Raw genomic sequence first — 18,881 nt, forward strand, 5'->3', positions numbered from 1 at the left:
AATGGTAGCGAGCACGAGGTCAGCCGTCTTTGTCGCAGCACAAGCAACACGGCATGCGATCAAACGGCACGGCTGTGCAGCTGCTTCGAGGCATCGAGATGCGCATCGAAGGCGGCGGCCACGCTGCGCACCAGAAACCGGGAATGCTCGGTCACGGCGAGCGCGTTGCCGTTGAGCTCGACCACCCCGTCGGAAATCAACGATTGCAGCCGCGGCGCGGATCTCAGCATCTCATCGGTTTCCATGCCGTGCCGGGCGCAGATGACGTCGAGATCGACGCCATAGTCGCACATGATCCGCTCGATGATGTCGGCCCGCAGGCGGTCGTCGTCGGTCAGACCATAGCCCTTCACGGTGGCAAGGCTGCCGGACGCAATCTTGTCCTCGTAGGCGCGAACCTGGGCCGCGTTTTGAACGTAGCCTTGCGGCAGATGTCCGATCGCCGATGCACCGAAGCCGATCAGCAGGTCGTTGCTATCAGTCGTATAGCCCTGGAAATTGCGCTGAAGCCGGCCTTCCCTGAAAGCGATGGTCATCGGATCGGTCGGCAAAGCAAAATGATCGAGCCCGATCTGGACGTAGCCTGCCTCCTTCAGCGCATTGGCGATCGCGCACGCCTGATCATAGCGCTGCAGACTGTCCGGCAGCCAGGAATCCTGGATCTTGCGCTGGTGCGTCTTGAAGGAAGGGACATGGGCATAGCCGAACACGGAAAGCCGGTCGGGACGCAGCTCGACGCAACGGCGAACGGTCTCGAGACAGGAGGCGACGCTCTGATGTGGCAGCCCGTAGATTAGATCGAAATTGATCCCGGCAATGCCGACCTCGCGCAGCCCCGTGGTGGCCGCCGCGGTCTGCTCGAAGCTCTGCACCCGGTTGATGGCCAACTGGACGCGGGAATCGAAGCTCTGCACGCCGAGGCTTGCACGGTTGACGCCGCTCAGCGCCAGCGCCTCGATCATCGCAGGCGTCAGCGTGCGTGGATCGATCTCGATGGCGATCTCGGCCGACGGCAGCACGAAGAAGGAATGACGCAGTGATCCGACCAGGTCGACGAAGGACTCCGGCGCCATGATGGTGGGCGTGCCGCCGCCGAAATGAATGTGCCCGACCTGAAGCCGCCGGCCGATCTGGCGCGAGACCATGTCGACCTCGCAACGTAGCGCCGATTCATACACCGCGATCGGCTCATCGCGCTTGGCGACCATGGTGTTGCAGCCGCAATACCAGCACATCGACCGACAAAACGGCACATGCAGGTAAAGCGATGCCGTCGCATTCGACGGAATGCCCCGAAGCCACTCCGCATAGGTCGAGGGTCCAACGTCGGTGGAAAAATGAGGTGCCGTGGGATAGCTGGTATAGCGCGGGAGGCGCTCCTGTCCGTAGCATGCCGCGAGATCTGGTCTCATGTCCTGCCTGTGTCTTGCCTGTCCACCTGGGTTTGGACGTCCTTGGCATCAAATGTCATAGGCCGCCTTGAGCCTCCTCAAGGGGCTGCTGGTAGATGCCCCTATTAGACCACCATTAAATCGCAGGCTTTCGTCATAGACTTTGCGCTTCCTCAAAGTTGCCGGTCTAATTCGCCTCATGATGAACTGGTGGATGATTCGAGGGACCTGCCATGGAAGCTCTGGACCTGATGATCCGTTTCTTCGCTGTCCTTGCCAATGTCCGCGGCCATATTCCCCGATCCGACGGATTCGAATCCTTTGGCGATGACTCGGCACCGAGCGGCTTGCTCGGCAACATCGCCATGTTCATGACCACGGTATTTTGCATTGCGGCCGCGGTGGCCTTCGTCGTGCTGCTGGCCGTCCGCTTGCTCAGCTGACGGGCTCGCCAACCGCGATTGATCGTATCGCTCACTCTCCAGCCGACCTGATTCAGCGCTCCGCGGATCGACCGCGCGCGAGCGTATCCCAATTCGGTACGGCCGAGCCGGCGATCCCTCACCGCCTCGAGTCAGCCTGCCCGTGCAACTCATTCGCGCATCGGCCGCGTGCGACGGCACGGTGTGCCGCTGTGGGCTGATTTCGCAAATGCTCAAGAAGATTGTTGCGGCACAAACAAGCTTGGCCCCGCCGAGCGCATGGTGATTGCGGCACCACAACAGATCCAACGAAGGAGCGATCCATGTTGACCCGCCGCACCGCAATGTTCAGCGCAGCCATTGCCGCCATGATGCTCGCGGCTCCCGCGCTGGCCGAGGACCTCAAGCTGCCGCGCCAGAAGATTGATCTGGTGCCACCGCCTTTCGTGCATGTGCACGAGCAGGCCACCAGGCAGGGTCCGAAGATCATGGAATTCAAGCTGGTGGTGCAGGAGAAGAAGGTGGTGATCGACGAGAAGGGCACCACCTTCCAGGCGATGACGTTCAACGGCTCGATGCCAGGCCCGCTGATGGTTGTCCACGAGGGCGACTACGTCGAGGTGACCCTGGTCAATCCAGCCACCAACACGATGCCGCACAACATCGATTTTCACTCCGCGACCGGCGCGCTCGGCGGCGGCGCATTGACCTTGATCAATCCGGGTGAGCAGGTCGTCCTGCGTTGGAAGGCAACGCGCACCGGCGTATTCGTGTATCATTGCGCCCCCGGCGGACCGATGATCCCCTGGCACGTCGTATCAGGCATGAATGGCGCCGTGATGGTGCTGCCGCGCGACGGTCTCAATGATGGCCACGGCCATGCGCTGCGCTACGACCGCGTCTACTACGTCGGTGAGCAGGATCTCTATGTCCCACGCGACGACAAGGGCAACTTCAAGTCCTACGACTCGCCCGGCGAGGCCTATACCGACACCGAGGAGGTCATGCGCAAGCTGATTCCGACGCATGTCGTGTTCAACGGCAAGGTCGGCGCGCTCACGGGAAAGGATGCGCTGACGGCCAATGTCGGTGAGAACGTCCTGATCGTGCACTCACAAGCCAACCGCGACAGCCGCCCGCATCTGATCGGCGGTCATGGCGACTATGTCTGGGAGACCGGCAAGTTCTCCAACGCACCCGAGACCGGACTTGAGACTTGGTTCATTCGTGGCGGCTCCGCCGGCGCCGCGCTCTACAAGTTCCTGCAGCCCGGAATCTACGCCTACGTCACCCACAATCTGATCGAGGCGGCCAACCTGGGCGCGACCGCGCATTTCAAGGTCGAAGGCAAATGGAACGACGACCTGATGACGCAGGTGAAGGCCCCGGCGGACATTCCCACCGGCTCCACGAACTGATCAGCTCAAGGGGGCCGGTGCGCCGGCCCCCGCTCTCTCGCGCGTGCTGCCATGCTGCTTGCCTTCAAGATCAAACTCGCTCTCGCCTGCGTCATCGGTGTGGCCGGACCGACCGTCATGGCTCCGGTCTTGACCGGGCTCAATTGGACCGAGAGCACCGGCCTCGATGGTCCTGCCCTGACCGAGATCCCGCCAGGAGCGCTCAGCTATCGCGACGCCGGCGACCACGTTCGCAACGACCGCCAGGCCGAGGCACCACTCGCCACGATCCGCTTCGATCGACCGCTCACGATCATGACGCACCAGGTCAGTGCCGCCGACTATCACGCCTGCGCTGCGGCCCATGCGTGCCGCGCTCTCGACCGTGACGTCGCCGTCGCTCCCGATCTGCCGGCTGTGCAGGTCAGCTGGCACGACGCCGTGGCCTACGCCGCCTGGATGTCGCAGACAACGGGTGACAGCTACCGCCTGCCGACGGACGCCGAATGGGCCCACGCGGCTGGCAGCCGCTTTCGGGACGACGGCGTTGCGGTCGACGCAACCGATCCGTCGCGCCGCTGGATCGCGCGCTACGAGCGGGAATCCAGTCAGCCGGAGGATGCCCGGGCCCGCACCTTCGGCAGCTTCGGCGTCAACGAACACGGCATCGCCGATCTCGCGGGCAATGTCTGGGAATGGACGTTGACCTGCTTCACCCGCAAGATGCAGGATGGCTCTGGACGTGTCATCAGGACCGGAAGCAATTGCGGAGTCCGTGTCGCCGAAGGCGCGCACCGGGCCTATGTGACGGATTTCATCCGCGATGCCCGGGCCGGCGGCTGCGCGTCTGGTGCGCCACCGACCAATCTGGGCTTCCGCCTGGTCCGCGAGGAGCTTTCGTGGAGCCGCATCGTCAGGCAACGGCTTGGCCTGATGCTCAGAACCATTCACTCCTGACGGCGACGACCATTCGAGCGCGATCTCGCCTCGGTGCCCGGTACTGGCACAAATGACAGTCGCCAAAAAACAACTTTTGGTTGCGACGCGGAAGATGAAACCGTTAGTGAATCAGGGTTGAAAGACGCGTTGAGCGGACCAGGAGGCGAGCGTGGTTTCTCGACATCCGCTGGTCTTCTTCATGTCCGACCTGCATAGGCACGGCATCGGCAACACCGGCTGGTTCGACGACGATTCGCCGCGTGCGCTCGCCGGGCGCTGCCTCATCGATGCGCTGGAATATCTGCGCACGGCCACGAAGTTCGCCGCCAAGGACTGGCACGTGGTGAATGCCAACGCCGCGCGTATCGTCCACCAATGTCTCACAGATGCCCCGCTGGCCCGCCTCGACATCCTCGATCGCGTCACGCCCGCGATCGAAGAAATCTGTGCCAGCATCGTTGCAAGCCGCCAACATCGCGTCCCGTTCTATGGCGACGATTTCTGGGACTGGGCCAGCGTCGTCGATGCCTTGTGCGAGGTGCAGAAGGTCTCGGTGACCGCGGCAGAGGTCGCAAGACGCGAGCTGGACCAGCTCCGCAGGACGGTTCACACCCGCATGCCGAGCGGGCTTTCGGTCGGCGACCCCGAACACGAATGGTTTGGACCGGCGATCGCGACGCGAGCCTATCGACTGCTCGACGCGCGCTCGGTGGGTTTCGACCCGGATCTGCGCAGCGAGTTGCAGGCACAGGCGCTCGACCACATCGAGCGCGGCAGATACCGCGGCCGGCAGGTGACGCCCTGGCAGGTCAGCTGGCACTACGGCCAGGTGGTCGGAGAATTCCAGCGGGCTGCGAGCGAACAGGCCGCTGAGCTCGCCGACTTTTCCTGGCTCGCCGTGCCGCTCGAACCGAGCAAGCGTGCGCTCGTTCTCGCGCGCATCCTGCAGGGCGCCTACGCGGTCAAGGATCGCCGGACCGTTCTGCAGGCGCTCGAAGAGCTCTACCGGTGCGAAACGCCAGCCCGGCCTCTCGGTCAGGGTGTGATCGGCGCCAGTGTGGAAGCCTCCCTGGACGTGCTCGAGGCGCTTTGGCCGCAGTTCGACGATCGCGAGAAGGCGAGCGTGAACGCGATGCTCGATGCACTTCGATTCCTGTACGCGAAAGCCAATACGATCGGCTTCGTGGTTGAAACGCCTGAAGACATCGAATGCCTCATCCGGGCGATGGGCTCGGGCACGCTGATCGAACAGCGTAATGCCGGACGCGCCATCATCAGGCACTCCTGCTTCCATGCAGTCGTCTGCCAGGGGCGCTCGATGGCGGAGGTGGCAAGCGCGACCGCGACGGCAATCGAGGAGCACGGGGCGCGGTGGTTGATCATGCCGGGGCGCGCCCATGCCTTGGGCTCGTCCATGCCGCACACCATGGGCGGCCCGCATTTCGTTGGTGCCGGCGCTGGCGATCTCCTGATCGCGACCTCGGTGGCGCCGTTCCGGATCCAGACCAAGGTGCGGGATGCGCTGAGCATTGCCGAGCCGCCGTTTCCCGGTGGCAGGGGAATGATCATTCCGTCCGATCCCGAGCTGTGCCGCCTCGCGCATGAATCCGCAGAAGGCAGGCTCAATGAGAAGATCGGGCATTTTTTTGAAGGAATGACGGTCACGCGCGATCGCGACGGCAAGGACGCCGACATTGTCGCGGCGTTTCCAGGCGCTCTGGCCGCGGACGGAGCGGCCTACGTGATGGCGTTGATATGCCTCAGCCGAGGCGTGCCGTGTCTCGCGATCCAGAGCCTCGGGAACGACGCCGGTTCTCCCACCTCCGCGGGCACGACGTACGATGCGGCGTGCCGGCTCGCCGTCAACGTCGCAGAGACGTTGTGCCGGCGCTGGTAGCGGTCATGCGCGGGCTCAACGTGCGGCATCATGCCGCCGGCACCACCGTCCAGCGAGAGCGGCGCCGAAGCAACGAGCCGGAAGCGACCAGCAGATGCATGGAGAGCGGACGCGCCATCGCGTCTCCGCTCCCTGGCCATCCCTCGACTGTTCCGCGCCTCAACTATTCGTCAGGGCGACCCGGAATTCGGCTTCGGTCTTCGCCTTGACCTCGTCGAGCGTCACGCCGTCGGCGAGCTCGATCAGAGCCATGCCGTCATTGCCGTGCTTGTCGATCGTGAACACCGCGAGATCGGTCACGACCATGTCCACCACTCGCTCGCCGGTCAGCGGCAGGGTGCAGGCCTTGAGCAGCTTCGCACCGTCCTTGGCGCTGTGCTCCATGACAACGACCACGCGCTTGACGCCGGCGACGAGATCCATCGCGCCGCCCATGCCCTTCACCATCTTGCCTGGAATCATCCAGTTGGCGAGATCGCCGTTCTGCGCCACCTGCATGGCGCCGAGGATCGACAGGTCGATGTGGCCGCCGCGGACCATCGCAAACGAATCCGCCGAGGAGAAATAGCTCGTGATCGGCAGCTCGGTGACGGTCTGCTTGCCGGCGTTGATCAGGTCGGGATCCTCTTCGCCCTCATACGGGAAGGGACCCATGCCGAGCATGCCGTTCTCGCTCTGCAGCGCCACGTCGACGCCCGGCGGAATGTAGTTGGAGACCAGCGTCGGAATGCCGATGCCGAGATTGACGTAGTAGCCGTCACGCAGCTCCTTGGCGGCACGCGCCGCCATCTGCTCTCGCGTCCAGGCCATCAGACTTCCTCCCCGGCTGCAGCGGCGGCTTCACGTTTGCGCACGGTGCGTTGCTCGATGCGCTTGAGCTCAGTTCCGACCTGGATGACGCGCTTGACGAAGATGCCCGGCGTGTGGATGTGGTCGGGATCGATCTGGCCGGCCGGCAGCAGATGCTCGACCTCCGCAACCGTCATTTTCGCGGCCGTGGCCATCATCGGGTTGAAGTTGCGCGCAGTCTTCCGGTAGACGAGGTTTCCTGCCGTATCGCCCTTCCAGGCGTGCACGATCGCGAGATCGGCGAACAGGCCACGCTCCATCAGATATTTCTCGCCGTCGAACTCGCGCACTTCCTTGCCTTCGGCGACCAGCGTTCCAACGCCGGTCTTGGTGAAGAAGGCCGGGATGCCGGCGCCGCCGGCACGGATCCGCTCGGCGAGCGTGCCCTGCGGGCAGAATTCGAGCTCCAGCTCGCCGGCCAGATATTGCTGTGCGAACAGCTTATTCTCGCCGACATAGGACGAGATCATCTTCCTGATCTGCCGCGTCTCCAGCAGTCGGCTGAGGCCGATGCCGTCGACGCCGGCATTGTTGGAGATGACGGTGAGGTCCTTCACACCGGACTCACGGATGGCATCCGACAGCGTTTCTGCAATGCCGCAGAGGCCGAATCCACCGGACATGATGGTCATGCCGTCCTTGAGAAGGCCCGCAAGGGCGGATTTGGCGTCCGGATAGACCTTGTTCATACGGAAATGACCTGATGGAAAGCGCCAACCGCGCGGATATCGACCGGATTATTAGGCGAAATCTTCGCAATGCGTCAATGACGCCTTCCCAACGCGCCCGTCCTGCTTTAGCTGTCGAACCGGCTTGCGCCCCCGGAACACTCCGGGGTCCGGGATTCACGGGCCCCGCCGTAATCCGGTCACACTCGCGGCGCGGCCTTGAAAGCGTCAAGAAAACGCATCAAGTTGTTGATGTTGGCAAGGGTTTTCGGCGCGCCCTGCCCATCCCCCGTAAACAGCGATCCGACGACCCCAGGACATGTCAGTGACCATGGCCCAAGGAATGAGGCGCCTCGGCACGCCGATTGCGGTGCTGCTCGGCGTCGCGTTTATCGGGCTGCTCGTCAGCTCCTGGCTGGTCAATCGCGACGCCTTGCGACGGGCGGTCGAGGCGCAGATCCGCGCCGTGACGGGACTGGAGCTGGTCGTCAAGGGACATATCGACGTCTCCCTGTTTCCCGGCAGCTACGTCTCCTTCCACGACGTCGGCCTGAAGGGCGGCGGCACGGAAGACCCCGCGCTGCGCGTCGACGTGCTGACCGCCAATCTGCAGCTGCTGCCATTGCTCTTGCAACGTTTCGAGATCGCCGACGTGATGATGCTGCGGCCGCAGATCAACGTGGTGCGCGAAGCCGACGGTAACAGCAACTGGACGCCTTTCATCGAGACCATCGCGCATACGATGCGACCGGGTCCCGACAGCCAGATGTCGTTCTCCGAGATCCGCATCCAGGACGGCATCCTGGTCTACGATGACAACGGCCATCATAGCTCGGAGCGGCTCGACGACATCGACCTGTCGCTGGCCTGGCCCTCGATCTCGCGCTCCTTCGCGGCGACCGGGCAGTTCGATTGGCGCGGCCAGCGCATCGAAGGTTCGATCAGCGTCAGCGATTTCCTGGCCGCGCTGTCGGGCGACCGGTCCGGCCTGAAGATGCGGCTGGCCAGCCCGCCGTTGAAACTGGCCTTCGACGGCACGGTTGCCAACCGCACCAGCGCGCTGATGGAAGGCACGCTGACCGTCGACAGCCCATCGCTGCGCGAGGCCCTGCGCTGGACTGGACAGACGCCGCTCGGCGCCGGCGGTTTCGGCCGCTTCGCGCTGCGGGCGCGCGCCAACGTGGTCGGCGCGTCGATCGCGCTCACCAACGTCAACGTCGAGCTCGACGGCAACACCGCCGAAGGCGTGATGACCTACGCCAATAACGGTCGGCAGACCTTGCAGGCGACGCTCGCCGCCGACGCCCTCGACTTCACGCCGTACATTTCGACCTTCCGGCTGCTCGCCAACGGCGCGCGCGACTGGAACCGGCAGCTCTTCGACCTTAAGGCGTTGTCCACCACCGATCTCGACATGCGGCTGTCGGCCGCCAAGGTCACGGTCGGCTCCTCGAAGCTCGGGCGCACCGCGTTCGGTGCGAACCTGCGCAACGGAGTCCTGGCCCTGTCCGTGGGCGAGGCGCAGATGTATGGCGGCATCGTGCGCGGCTCGTTCGGCATCGCCCGTGCCGACACCGTGGCCGACGTGAAGGCCGAGCTGCAATTCGCCGACGTCGATCTGCAGGCCTGCGCCAACGAGCTGTTCGGCGTGTCGTCGCTGTCGGGACGCGGCAATCTGAACGTATCGCTGACGGCGTCCGGCTCGAGCCCGTTCGGGCTCGCCCAGTCGCTCGATGGCAACGCCACCCTGCAGGGCCGCGAAGGGTCGATCTCGGGCTTCAACGTCGAGCAGCTCTTGAAGCGGCTGGAACGCAGCCCGCTGTCGCGCGGCGGCAATTTCCGCTCCGGCGCGACGCCCTATGACACGCTGACCATCGCGGTGAAATTCGCCGAGGGGGTCGCGACCGCCGAGGATATCCGCGTCGAAAGCCCGACGGCGCGCATCACCATGACCGGCACCGCATCGGTGCCGACCCGGGAGTACGACTTCAAGGGCGTTGCGAGCCTGCTGTCGGGCGGCAGCGCAGGCAACGGCTTCGAGCTGCCCTTCGTCGTACAGGGCCCCTGGGAGGATCCGCTGATCTTCCCGGATCCGGAAAGCCTGATCCGCCGCGCGCCAGCAGCCGCGCCGCTGCTCGATGCGGTCAAGGATCGCAAGACGCGCGATGCGGTGCGCTCGGTGCTCGAACGCTTCACCGGCGGCGGACTGCGCCCAGCCCAGCAGGACGAGGCTCCGCCGCAGGCAGATTCTGCTGCGAGCAGCAATCCGAAATAACGCACCGGCCAGGGCTCCTGAGCTCGCTCGCGACGTCGTGCCGCGGGCACGACCTATGTCTGATATATTACTTCTGGATCGCATCGGGCCGCTGGGTTAGTGTCCACGTCAACCGATCAAACAAGATCGGCGGATCAGGGAGAGACACGTGAAATCCAGGGGAATGGGTGCGCTTTCAATCGCAGTCGCAGCCGCCGGGCTTTTTTGCGCTGCAGCACCAGCCATCGCTCAGGACACCATCACGATCTGGTGGAGCAAGGGCTTCTACAAGTCCGAGGACGATGCGCTGCTCAACGTCGTCAAGAAATTCGAGGCCAAGACCGGCATCAAGGTCGAGCTGTCGCAATATGCGATCCAGGACATGATTCCGAAGACGGTCGCAGCGCTGGATTCCGGCACGGTGCCGGACGTCGCCTATGCCGACACCTACGACGTCCAGGCCCAGGGAAAGTGGGCGTTCGAGGGCAAGCTCGAGGATCTGACGGACATCCTGGAGCCGATGAAATCGGCGTTTGCTCCGAACACGATCGAGACCGCCAATCTCTATAACAACGTCACCAAGAAAAAGGCCTATTACGGCTTCCCGCTGAAGCAGCAGAGCATGCACGTCCAGATCTGGGGCGACCTGCTGGACAAGGCCGGCTTCAAGGCCAGCGACATCCCCACCAAGTGGGAGGACTACTGGACGTTCTGGTGCGACAAGGTGCAGCCGGGGATCCGCAAGGCCACCGGCCAGCGCATGTACGGCGTGGGCCAGCCGATGGGCGTCGAGTCGACCGACTCATTCCAGTCCTTCTACACCTTCATGGACGCCTACAACGTCAAGCTGGTCGATGACGACGGCAAGCTGCTGGTTGACGACCCCAAGGTGCGTGACGGCCTGATCCACGCGCTGAAGGACTATACCGACACCTACATCAAGGGCTGCACGCCGCCCTCTTCCACGACCTGGAAGGACCCGGACAACAACGTCGCCTTCCACAACAAGACGATCGTGATGACCCACAACTTCACGATCTCGATCGCCGCCAAGTGGTTCGAGGACTCCACCAACCCCGCGCTGACGCCCGAGCAGCGCGCAGCCGGCAAGAAGGCCTATGAGGAGGACATCATCACCGCCTCCTTCCCCAACAAGCCCGACGGCACGCCGATCAAGTATCGATCCGACGTCAAGACCGGCCTGATCTTCGCCAATGCGCCGCACAAGGCGCAGGCCAAGGAGTTCATCAAGTTCCTGATGCAGGAGGAGAACCTCGGCCCCTACGTCGAGGGCGCGCTGGGCCGCTGGTTCCCGGTGACATCAGCCGGCCAGAAGAGCCCATTCTGGCAGGCCGACCGTCATCGCAAGGCCGTCTACACCCAGTTCACCGGCGGCACCACGCCGTTCGACTTCACCAAGAACTACAAGTTCACGATTCTCAACAATGAGAACGTCTGGGCCAAGGCGATGAACCGCGTGGTCAGCGAAAAGGTGCCGGTCGAAAAGGCCGTCGACGAGCTGATCGCGCGGCTGAAGGAGGTCGCCGGCTAGTGTTGCGGCGCTGACATTCGTCTGCGGGTATTCGCCGCGGCGGTACACAAGCGAATGTCAAAGCCATCGTACTGGTCTACAGTTCTTGCGATCATGATCGAGTGCCGGCCGCAGGGGATGCGGCCGGTTTGGCTATAGGCGGGAAGAGACGACCATGGCGATCACGCTCTCAGCTTCCGATTCCGCGCTCGCAGAGGCGCCGCGGCCGGTCCTGCTGACACCGTCCCAGGTGTGGGGCATCGTCATGCTCGCGCCCTATCTGCTCGTCTTCCTCGCCTTCGTCGTCTACCCCGTCGGTTACGGCCTCTGGCTGGCGCGCGAGCCGGCCAGCTATGTCGCGCTGTATCACGATCCGATCTTCGCGCGCGCTGCCGTGAACACGCTGATCTTCCTCCTGGTTGGCATCAATCTGAAGATGCTGATCGCGCTGTTCCTGTCCGGCTTCTTCGTGCAGCAGCGCGGCTGGATCAAATGGCTGTCGGTCATCTTCATCCTGCCCTGGGCGGTGCCGTCGATCCCGACCATCCTGTCGGTGCGCTTCATGCTCAATCCCGAATGGGGCATGGTCAACCACCTGATCTTCAACCTCACCGGCGATGACGGCCCGAACTGGCTCAACGACCCGACCATCGCGCTGTCGATGGCGATCGGCATGCACATCTGGAAGTCGCTGCCGTTCTGGACCCTGATCCTGATGACCGGACGCCTTGCGATCTCGCACGATTTGTTCGAGGCGGCCGAGGTCGACGGCGCCACCTGGTGGCAGAAGTTCCGCTACATCACCTGGCCGTCGATGCAGACGCTCTACATCACCTGCACGCTGCTCTCGATGATCTGGACGCTCGGCGACTTCAACAGCGTCTACCTGTTGACCGGCGGCGGGCCGGCCGATCTCACCCATGTGCTGTCCACGCTCGGCATCCGCTATCTCAGGCTCGATCAGCTCAGTCTCGCAATGGCTTCGATCGTCTGCGCGATGCCGCTCGTGCTCCCCCTGGTCTATTTCATGATGAAGCGGTTGTCGCGATGAAGCTCCCAACCCTGCGCGAAGTCGGCATCGAGGCCCGCCTGCTGCTGATCGGCATTCCCGTCTTCATCTGGACGATGATCCCGATCTATCACATGTTCCTGTTCGCGATCTCGCCGAAGGAGGACGCGTTCTCGGGTAAGCTGTGGCCGGACCATCCGACCTTGCACAATTTCTCGATCGTGTTTCACCAGCAGCATTACTTCCTGCGCGACTTCTGGCTGCAGTTCGGCAATTCCGTCGTGATCGCGGTGGCGGTCGGCGCGCTGACCCTGGTGATCGCGACCTGCGCGGCCTATGCGATCTCGCGCCTGCGCGTGCCCGGCAGCCGGGTGGTGATGAACCTCGCGCTGTTCACCTATTTCATTCCGGCGGCGTTCCTGGCCGTGCCGATGTACCGCACCATGGGCAAATACGGCCTCCTCAACAATCACTGGGCGCTGATCCTGGCGATGGTGACGATCGCCTCGCCTTACGCGATCTGGGTGCTGAAGCAGGCGTCCGACAAGCTGCCGGTCGAGCTGGATGAAGCCGCCGTCATGGATGGCGCGAGCCCGTTGCAGATCTTCCGGCTCGTCTACGTACCGTTGATGATGCCCTCCCTGGTCGCCATCGGCACCTACGCGGTGTTGCTGGCCTGGAACGAATATCTCTACGCCTTCCTGCTGCTGTCGAACGACAAGGAGATCACGCTGCCCGTGGCGCTCGGCAACTTCCTGGCCGCCGACGATTCGCCATGGGAATTGCTGATGACCACCGGCTTCATCTATGCGCTGCCGCCGGCCGCGGTGTATTATGCCTTCAAGCGCTACATGGTGGGCGGACTTACCGCAGGCGCGGTGAAGTCGTGATGGATCGATGAGCGTCGGATTTCAGCAGGGTCGCTTCGAGGATGCGTCGCGCCCAAACTGGGATGGCGATAGGCCGCGCCCACTGAGCTGGGCCGCCTGGTATCCCGCCGCTGATGGTGCCGTCGGAGACGCACTCGCGGTCACGCCCTGGCCGCAGGGTTGGTTCAAGGCGGGGTCTGCCGCTCCGGACGCGCCGCTCGACATGGCCCGCCCCCTCTATCCTCTCGTCGTGTTCTCGCACGGCACCGGAGGCCACGGCCGACAGTTCGAATGGCTCGCGCGCGATCTGGCCAGCCGCGGCTTCATCGCCGTCGCCGTGAACCACCACGGCAACACCAATGCCGAGCCGTACCGCGCCGAGGGCTTCCTCTGCTCCTGGGAGCGGGCACGCGACCTGTCGTTCCTGATCGACAGGATCGAGACGATCGACATGTTTGCCGGCCGGATCGATGGCGAACGAATCTTTGCCGTCGGCTATTCGCTGGGCGGCGTCACCGCCACCGCGCTGCTCGGCGCCATCATGGTGCGCTCGCCGTTCGAGCCCGGCGCCAATCTCGGCCGCGGCCCGCGCGAGTTTCCCGACCTCGTCGATCACCTGCCGCGCCTCATGGCGGAGAGCCCGATCTTCCGCGACTCCTGGGCGCGAATGTCGGCGTCGTATCACGACCCGCGCATCAAGGCGGCGCTGCTGCTGGCGCCGGGACGCTCCGTGCAGGGGTTTTCAGAGGATAGCGTCGCCTCGATCAACGTCCCCACGCGCATCATGGTCGGCGGCGCGGATGCGCTGCTGCCCGCCGCGCGCTGGCTGCATGAACAATTGCCACAGAGCACGCTCGAGCTCGTCGCTGACGAAGCCGGTCACTACGTCTTCTTGCCCGAGAGCACCGAGCTCGGCCGGCGAAGTGATCCGGCCTGCTGTGTCGATCCACCGACAGTCGATCGCGGCGCGATCCATCGCAAGGTCATCGCCGTAGCTGCAGAGTTGTTCTCGCGTTGATCGTCACCCCCGCGCTCCACCGTCATTGCGAGCGAAGCGAAGCAATCCAGGGCAACGACGGGACTCTGGATTGCTTCGCTTCGCTCGCAATGACGACCCGCTATAGCGGAGCGGCGCTCTCGCCGCGATCGCTCGACAGTTTCGAGGCCAGCGACGCGACCACGATCACGATGGCGATCACGCCGATGACCAGCGTGCAGATCGCATTGATCTCCGGCTTCACCCCGAGCCGCACCTCGGAATAGATCCGGATCGGCAAGGTCGCCGAGCCGGGTCCCGTGGTGAAGCTCGCGATCACGAGATCGTCCAGCGACAGGATGAAAGCTAGCATCCAGCCTGCGATCACCGCGGGCGCGATCAGCGGCAGGGTGACCAGCGCGAACGCGCGCAACGGATCGCAGCCGAGATCCATCGCGGCCTCCTCCAGGCTCCGGTCGAGCGAGACCAGCCGCGACTGCACGACCACGGCGACGAAGCACATGGTCAGCGTGGTATGCGCGATCGTCACGGTCCAGAAGCCGCGCTCGGCATCGAGTGCCACGAACAGCAACAGCAGCGACAGGCCCGTGATCACTTCGGGCATCACCAACGGCGCGTACAGCATGCCGGAGAACAGCGCACGGCCGCGAAAGCCCTGCCCACGCGACAGCGCCACGGCGGCAAGCGTGCCGAGCAAGGTCGCGACCGTCGCCGAGGTAACGCCGACGCGCAGGCTCATCCAGGCCGCATCGATCATCGCACGGTCATTGAAGAACTCGTGATACCAGCGCAGCGACCAGCCGCCCCACACCGTCACCAGGCGCGAGGCGTTGAACGAGTAGATCACCAGGATCAGGATCGGCAGATAGAGGAACGCGAACCCGAGCGCCAGCGAGGCGACGTTGAACCGCGACAGGCGGGAGCGTTTCACAGCCATCACCTGCCCTCCTCCAACTGCCGGCGCTGCAGCCGGTCATAGAGCAGGAGCGGAAGCAGCAGCACCACCAGCAGCACCACAGCGAGGCTCGAGGCCACCGGCCAGTCCTTGTTGGTGAAGAATTCGAGCCATAGCGTCTGGCCGATCATCAGCGATCTCGACCCGGCGAGCAGATCGGGAATGACGAACTCCCCGACAATCGGGATGAAGCACAACAGGCAACCGGCGCCGACGCCCGGCAGCGACAGCGGAAAGGTCACCAGCCAGAAGATCTCGCGCGGCGAGGCGCCGAGATCGGCGGCGGCCTCCTCCAGCGCGGGCTCCAACTTCGTCAGCGTCGCAAACAGCGGCAGGATCATGAACGGCAGATAGGAATAAACGATGCCGACATACATCGCGCTGTCGGTCGACAGCCACACCACCGGCGTGGACACCAGATGCAGCGCCAGCAGGATCTGGTTCAAGAGGCCGTCATGCTGCAGGATGTTGACCCAGGCATAGATGCGGATCAGGAACGAGGTCCAGAACGGCACGATGACCAGCATCATCGCGATGCCCTGCCAATGCCTGGGCAGCCGCGCCATGCCATAGGCAATGGGATAGCCGATCAAGAGCAGGATCGCGGTCGACGTTGCCGCAACGACGACGCTGCGCAGATAGGACGCGAGATACAAATCGTCCGACAGCAGCAGGCGGAAATTGTCCAGCGACAGCGCCGCAAAGGCATCGCGGAGCGACGATAGGCCTTCCGATGGGGAGAATAGCGGCGTGTAGGGCGGCTGCGCGATCGCGGTCTGCGACAGGCTGATCTTGGCGACGAAGGCGAACGGCACCAGGAAGAACAGCGCCATCCAGACATAGGGCGCGATCGCGGCGAAGCGGGCCGGGCGCGAGAAGATGCGACGTGCGCTCATCGCTCCAGCACCACGCAATCGTCGGGCGTGAACCAGGCCACGACCCGCTGGTTCAGCCCATAGCCGTCGGCGTCGAGCCGCGCGGTGTTGGCCTGCGAGGCATGAATGAGAGCGCCGCCATCGAGCTTGATCTTGTACACGGTCTTGCCGCCGAGATAGCTCGTGTCGGTGATGGTGCCCTCGACGCGATTGATCGCGGCCGCAGCCGCCGCATCGGCTGCGGGCCCGCGGCGCGCCAGGCGGATCTTCTCGGGCCGGATCGCCACGGCGACCTTGGTCTCGCTGGTCGGAGCCACGGGCTGCGCCGCAATCAGCTCGCCGGCGCTGGAGGTCGTCACCCTGAGCCGGTACGGCTCCCTCGCGATGACCTCGCCCTCGAACAAATTGATGTCGCCGACGAACTGCGCCACCCAGCGCGACGCCGGCTCTTCATACAGACGGCGCGGCCCCGCGACCTGTTCGAGCCGTCCGGCGTTCATCACGCCGATCCGGCTCGCCACCGTCATGGCCTCTTCCTGATCATGGGTCACGATGATGAAGGTCATGCCGAGCTTGCGCTGCAGCTCCATCAGCTCGAACTGCGTGCCCTCGCGCAGCTTCTTGTCGAGCGCGGCCATGGGCTCGTCGAGCAGCAGCACCTGTGGCCGGCGCGCCAGCGAGCGTGCCAGCGCCACCCGCTGCTTCTGGCCGCCGGACAGCTGATCGGGCTTGCGCTTCTCCAAGCCCTCGAGTCGGACCAGCGCGACCATCTCGGCCACCCGGGTCGCGATCTCCGCTCGCGGCATGCCGGCGCGTCTCAGCCCGAAGGCGATGTTGTCGCGCACGTTCAGATGCGGGAACAGCGCGTAGTTCTGGAACATCATGTTGACGGGGCGCTCATGCGGCAGCATCTGCGCGATGTCCTCGCCGGACAGCAGGATGCGGCCTTCGTCCGGCGCCTCGAACCCGGCCAGCATACGCAAGAGCGTGGTCTTGCCGCAGCCGCTGGGACCGAGCAGCGCGAGGAATTCGCCGGTGCGAATGTCGAGCGAGACGCCATCGACGGCCCGGAAGCTGCCGAAGGTCTTGACGACGTTCTCGATCCGCAGAAGCGGCGGCTGAGGATCGGGTCTCGGGTCCGACGGTGGCGATGGCGCCGGCTCGGCAGCAGGCTCTGTATTCGCGATGTCGTCAGCCATGATCCGATCAAATCACCCTGCCGGCTCAAAATGCGCGGCGGAGGCCAAGCTAGCCGCCGATCGATTGCAGCTCAACCGCACGGGCGGGACTATCCCCGCTCCCTTCAGCCGCTCGGGACGTGCTCCGACCGCCGGCCGCCGTGGCCATGAAAGTGGCCAGCGCATCGCGCTCGCCTTGCGTGAGGGTCAGGCCGAGTTTGGTCCGGCGCCACAGCACGTCCTCGGGAAACCGGGCCCATTCCCTGGCCATGAGATAGCGGACTTCCGCCTCGGTGAGCTGCGGCCCGAAAGCCTCGCCGAGGTCGGCCCGGCTCTTGGCATCGCCCAGAATCTCGGCCAGGCGCGTGCCGTAGGCGCCGACCAGGCGTCGCGCCTCGGCTTCGGTCAGGAAGCGCCAGCGTTCTAGCACCTCATCGATCACGTCCTCGAAACGGTCCCAGGCGAAGTCACCGCCGGGCAGCGGCGCTCCTGCAGTCCAGCGCGCCGACATCGGATAGAACGGCGTGAGCCGGGAGACAGCCTGCTCGGCGCGGCGCCGGGCGGTCGTGACGTCGCCGCCGCACATCGTCAGAAGCGGCGCCTTCGTACGGCTCGCATGACAGCTGACGACCGCTTCCATCCGCGCACCTTCGGCGCCCCGCAGCACCATCATGTTGGCGCCGGAGACGGTCCGGACCACGTCGGCCGGCTGGAGGTCAGCGCGGAAGTAGCGGTTGGCCGCCTTGCAGAGATAGGCCACGTCGGCCGCCGGCATCGCGACCGCGGCTGGATCGCCCTTGAAGCCATGGGCAACCGTACCGATCAGGGTGAAGTCACGTTCATAGGGCTGGGCGAAGATCAGCCGTCCATCCGGATTCTGAAACACATAGACCGCGTCGACATCGAACAGCCGCGGCACGACGATCTGGCTGATCTGCCTGGCCGACACGCGCGGCGGCGGCTGCCGCAGCACGGTCTCGGCGGTCGACAGGGTCCATGCTCCCGTCGCGTTGGCGAGCGCGCGGGACGTGACGATGCGGCGATGGCCGCGATCGATCATGGCCAGTCGCCAGATGCGGTCGCGATCCGCACGCACGCAGCGAGCACCGGTGCGGATCGCAGCGCCGCGCTCGGCCGCATCCAGCGCCGTCAGCACGACCAGGCGGGAATCGTCGACCACGCAGTCGGAATATTCGACCGCCGTCCCGATCGGACGCTTCAAGGCGGCCCCCAGCGGATGATGCGTGACGTCGAGCGTCGTCGCCGCGGGCAGCCGATTGTGCGCGGCCAGCCGGTCGTAGAGCCAAAGCCCGGCGCGCAGCAGCCAGGGCGGACGCTCATTGGCATGGGCCGGAATCGCAAAACGAATCGGACGCACCAGATGCGGCGCGATGCCGAGCCAGACATCGCGCTCGGCGAGGGCCGCGCGCACCCGCAGAAAACTCCGACGCTCCAGCGCCGCGAGATCACCGTGCACCAGTCGGGACGTGGCCGACGAAGCGGCACCGCCGAGATCGCCCTGCTCGATCAGGATCACACGCAGGCCACGGCCAGCCGCATCCCGCGCCAGACTGACGCCGTTCAGACCTCCACCGATGATCGCAAGATCGTAGTCCGCCATGCGCAAGGTCTTCGAGCGTGTCAGGACGC

General features: G+C 64.6%; 16 protein-coding genes. 9 read left to right on the forward strand and 7 right to left on the reverse strand.

From position 1 onward, the window contains the following. Window positions 1–59 precede the first annotated feature (59 nt). Window positions 60–1,412, reverse strand: coding sequence for an oxygen-independent coproporphyrinogen III oxidase (gene hemN, locus LQG66_RS18625; protein WP_231327625.1), 1,353 nt, complete (start codon window positions 1,410–1,412; stop codon window positions 60–62). A 212-nt stretch (window positions 1,413–1,624) separates the two neighbouring features. Between hemN and LQG66_RS18630 the strand changes: the two genes are divergently transcribed. The 4 genes from LQG66_RS18630 to LQG66_RS18645 all read left to right on the forward strand — a co-directional run bounded on the left by LQG66_RS18630 (window position 1,625) and on the right by LQG66_RS18645 (window position 6,046). Then, a complete protein-coding gene (locus LQG66_RS18630) occupies window positions 1,625–1,834 on the forward strand; it encodes a hypothetical protein (protein WP_231327626.1) in 210 nt (69 codons plus the stop codon). 302 nt (window positions 1,835–2,136) lie between these two features. Continuing rightward, entirely contained in the window at window positions 2,137–3,231 is a 1,095-nt protein-coding gene (gene nirK, locus LQG66_RS18635) for a copper-containing nitrite reductase (protein ID WP_231327627.1), read from the forward strand. Window positions 3,232–3,282: 51 nt separating this feature from the next. Further along, complete coding sequence (locus LQG66_RS18640; protein WP_231327628.1) at window positions 3,283–4,167, forward strand: SUMF1/EgtB/PvdO family nonheme iron enzyme; 885 nt, start codon at window positions 3,283–3,285, stop codon at window positions 4,165–4,167. A 151-nt stretch (window positions 4,168–4,318) separates the two neighbouring features. Then, window positions 4,319–6,046, forward strand: a complete 1,728-nt coding sequence (locus LQG66_RS18645; protein WP_231327629.1) for a nucleoside phosphorylase-I family protein — start codon at window positions 4,319–4,321, stop codon at window positions 6,044–6,046. Window positions 6,047–6,205: 159 nt separating this feature from the next. Here the strand turns inward: LQG66_RS18645 and LQG66_RS18650 are convergent, their stop codons facing one another. Further along, the gene (locus LQG66_RS18650) at window positions 6,206–6,856 is read right to left on the reverse strand and encodes a 3-oxoacid CoA-transferase subunit B (protein ID WP_231327630.1); all 651 of its coding nucleotides are present in this window, start codon (window positions 6,854–6,856) and stop codon (window positions 6,206–6,208) included. Beyond that, window positions 6,856–7,584 (reverse strand): CoA transferase subunit A, encoded by a 729-nt coding sequence (locus LQG66_RS18655; RefSeq protein ID WP_231327631.1) that lies wholly within the window; start codon window positions 7,582–7,584, stop codon window positions 6,856–6,858. Before LQG66_RS18655 ends, LQG66_RS18650 begins: the two co-directional genes overlap by 1 nt. A 310-nt stretch (window positions 7,585–7,894) precedes the next feature. Between LQG66_RS18655 and LQG66_RS18660 the strand changes: the two genes are divergently transcribed. The 5 genes from LQG66_RS18660 to LQG66_RS18680 all read left to right on the forward strand — a co-directional run bounded on the left by LQG66_RS18660 (window position 7,895) and on the right by LQG66_RS18680 (window position 14,244). Then, window positions 7,895–9,838, forward strand: a complete 1,944-nt coding sequence (locus tag LQG66_RS18660; RefSeq protein WP_231327847.1) for an AsmA family protein — start codon at window positions 7,895–7,897, stop codon at window positions 9,836–9,838. Window positions 9,839–9,986: 148 nt separating this feature from the next. Continuing rightward, window positions 9,987–11,369: an ABC transporter substrate-binding protein gene (locus tag LQG66_RS18665; RefSeq protein WP_231327632.1), complete on the forward strand. Its 1,383-nt coding sequence runs from the start codon at window positions 9,987–9,989 to the stop codon at window positions 11,367–11,369. Window positions 11,370–11,523: 154 nt separating this feature from the next. Continuing rightward, on the forward strand, window positions 11,524–12,399 hold the full coding sequence (locus tag LQG66_RS18670) for a carbohydrate ABC transporter permease (RefSeq protein WP_231327633.1): 876 nt from the start codon (window positions 11,524–11,526) through the stop codon (window positions 12,397–12,399). Then, window positions 12,396–13,247, forward strand: a complete 852-nt coding sequence (locus LQG66_RS18675; protein ID WP_231327634.1) for a carbohydrate ABC transporter permease — start codon at window positions 12,396–12,398, stop codon at window positions 13,245–13,247. The genes LQG66_RS18670 and LQG66_RS18675 overlap by 4 nt, the downstream gene beginning before the upstream one ends. Before the next feature lie 7 nt (window positions 13,248–13,254). After that, a complete protein-coding gene (locus LQG66_RS18680) occupies window positions 13,255–14,244 on the forward strand; it encodes an alpha/beta hydrolase family protein (RefSeq protein ID WP_231327635.1) in 990 nt (329 codons plus the stop codon). 100 nt (window positions 14,245–14,344) lie between these two features. On the opposite strand, the gene LQG66_RS18685 is transcribed toward LQG66_RS18680, so the two are convergent. Genes LQG66_RS18685 through LQG66_RS18700 form a run of 4 tightly spaced genes read right to left on the reverse strand, consistent with a single transcriptional unit; the run spans window position 14,345 to window position 18,852 of the window. Beyond that, on the reverse strand, window positions 14,345–15,160 hold the full coding sequence (locus LQG66_RS18685) for an ABC transporter permease (RefSeq protein WP_231327636.1): 816 nt from the start codon (window positions 15,158–15,160) through the stop codon (window positions 14,345–14,347). Next, entirely contained in the window at window positions 15,160–16,074 is a 915-nt protein-coding gene (locus tag LQG66_RS18690) for an ABC transporter permease (RefSeq protein WP_231327637.1), read from the reverse strand. The genes LQG66_RS18685 and LQG66_RS18690 overlap by 1 nt, the downstream gene beginning before the upstream one ends. After that, the gene (locus LQG66_RS18695) at window positions 16,071–17,252 is read right to left on the reverse strand and encodes an ABC transporter ATP-binding protein (protein WP_231317163.1); all 1,182 of its coding nucleotides are present in this window, start codon (window positions 17,250–17,252) and stop codon (window positions 16,071–16,073) included. The genes LQG66_RS18690 and LQG66_RS18695 overlap by 4 nt, the downstream gene beginning before the upstream one ends. A 49-nt stretch (window positions 17,253–17,301) precedes the next feature. Beyond that, window positions 17,302–18,852: a glycerol-3-phosphate dehydrogenase gene (locus tag LQG66_RS18700; protein WP_231317164.1), complete on the reverse strand. Its 1,551-nt coding sequence runs from the start codon at window positions 18,850–18,852 to the stop codon at window positions 17,302–17,304. Between the last annotated feature and the right edge of the window lie 29 nt (window positions 18,853–18,881).

The organism is Bradyrhizobium ontarionense (assembly GCF_021088345.1).
GTDB classification, from domain to species: domain Bacteria; phylum Pseudomonadota; class Alphaproteobacteria; order Rhizobiales; family Xanthobacteraceae; genus Bradyrhizobium; species Bradyrhizobium ontarionense.

Coding starts and splice junctions, on each gene's coding strand:
- nirK (WP_231327627.1), top strand. CDS start 2,137: ATGTTGACCCGCCGCACCGCAATGTTCAGCGCAGCCATTGCCGCCATG.
- LQG66_RS18685 (WP_231327636.1), bottom strand. CDS start 15,160: ATGGCTGTGAAACGCTCCCGCCTGTCGCGGTTCAACGTCGCCTCGCTG.
- LQG66_RS18670 (WP_231327633.1), top strand. CDS start 11,524: ATGGCGATCACGCTCTCAGCTTCCGATTCCGCGCTCGCAGAGGCGCCG.
- LQG66_RS18655 (WP_231327631.1), bottom strand. CDS start 7,584: ATGAACAAGGTCTATCCGGACGCCAAATCCGCCCTTGCGGGCCTTCTC.
- LQG66_RS18675 (WP_231327634.1), top strand. CDS start 12,396: ATGAAGCTCCCAACCCTGCGCGAAGTCGGCATCGAGGCCCGCCTGCTG.
- LQG66_RS18660 (WP_231327847.1), top strand. CDS start 7,895: ATGGCCCAAGGAATGAGGCGCCTCGGCACGCCGATTGCGGTGCTGCTC.
- LQG66_RS18680 (WP_231327635.1), top strand. CDS start 13,255: ATGAGCGTCGGATTTCAGCAGGGTCGCTTCGAGGATGCGTCGCGCCCA.
- LQG66_RS18690 (WP_231327637.1), bottom strand. CDS start 16,074: ATGAGCGCACGTCGCATCTTCTCGCGCCCGGCCCGCTTCGCCGCGATC.
- LQG66_RS18700 (WP_231317164.1), bottom strand. CDS start 18,852: ATGGCGGACTACGATCTTGCGATCATCGGTGGAGGTCTGAACGGCGTC.
- LQG66_RS18640 (WP_231327628.1), top strand. CDS start 3,283: ATGCTGCTTGCCTTCAAGATCAAACTCGCTCTCGCCTGCGTCATCGGT.
- LQG66_RS18630 (WP_231327626.1), top strand. CDS start 1,625: ATGGAAGCTCTGGACCTGATGATCCGTTTCTTCGCTGTCCTTGCCAAT.
- hemN (WP_231327625.1), bottom strand. CDS start 1,412: ATGAGACCAGATCTCGCGGCATGCTACGGACAGGAGCGCCTCCCGCGC.
- LQG66_RS18650 (WP_231327630.1), bottom strand. CDS start 6,856: ATGGCCTGGACGCGAGAGCAGATGGCGGCGCGTGCCGCCAAGGAGCTG.
- LQG66_RS18695 (WP_231317163.1), bottom strand. CDS start 17,252: ATGGCTGACGACATCGCGAATACAGAGCCTGCTGCCGAGCCGGCGCCA.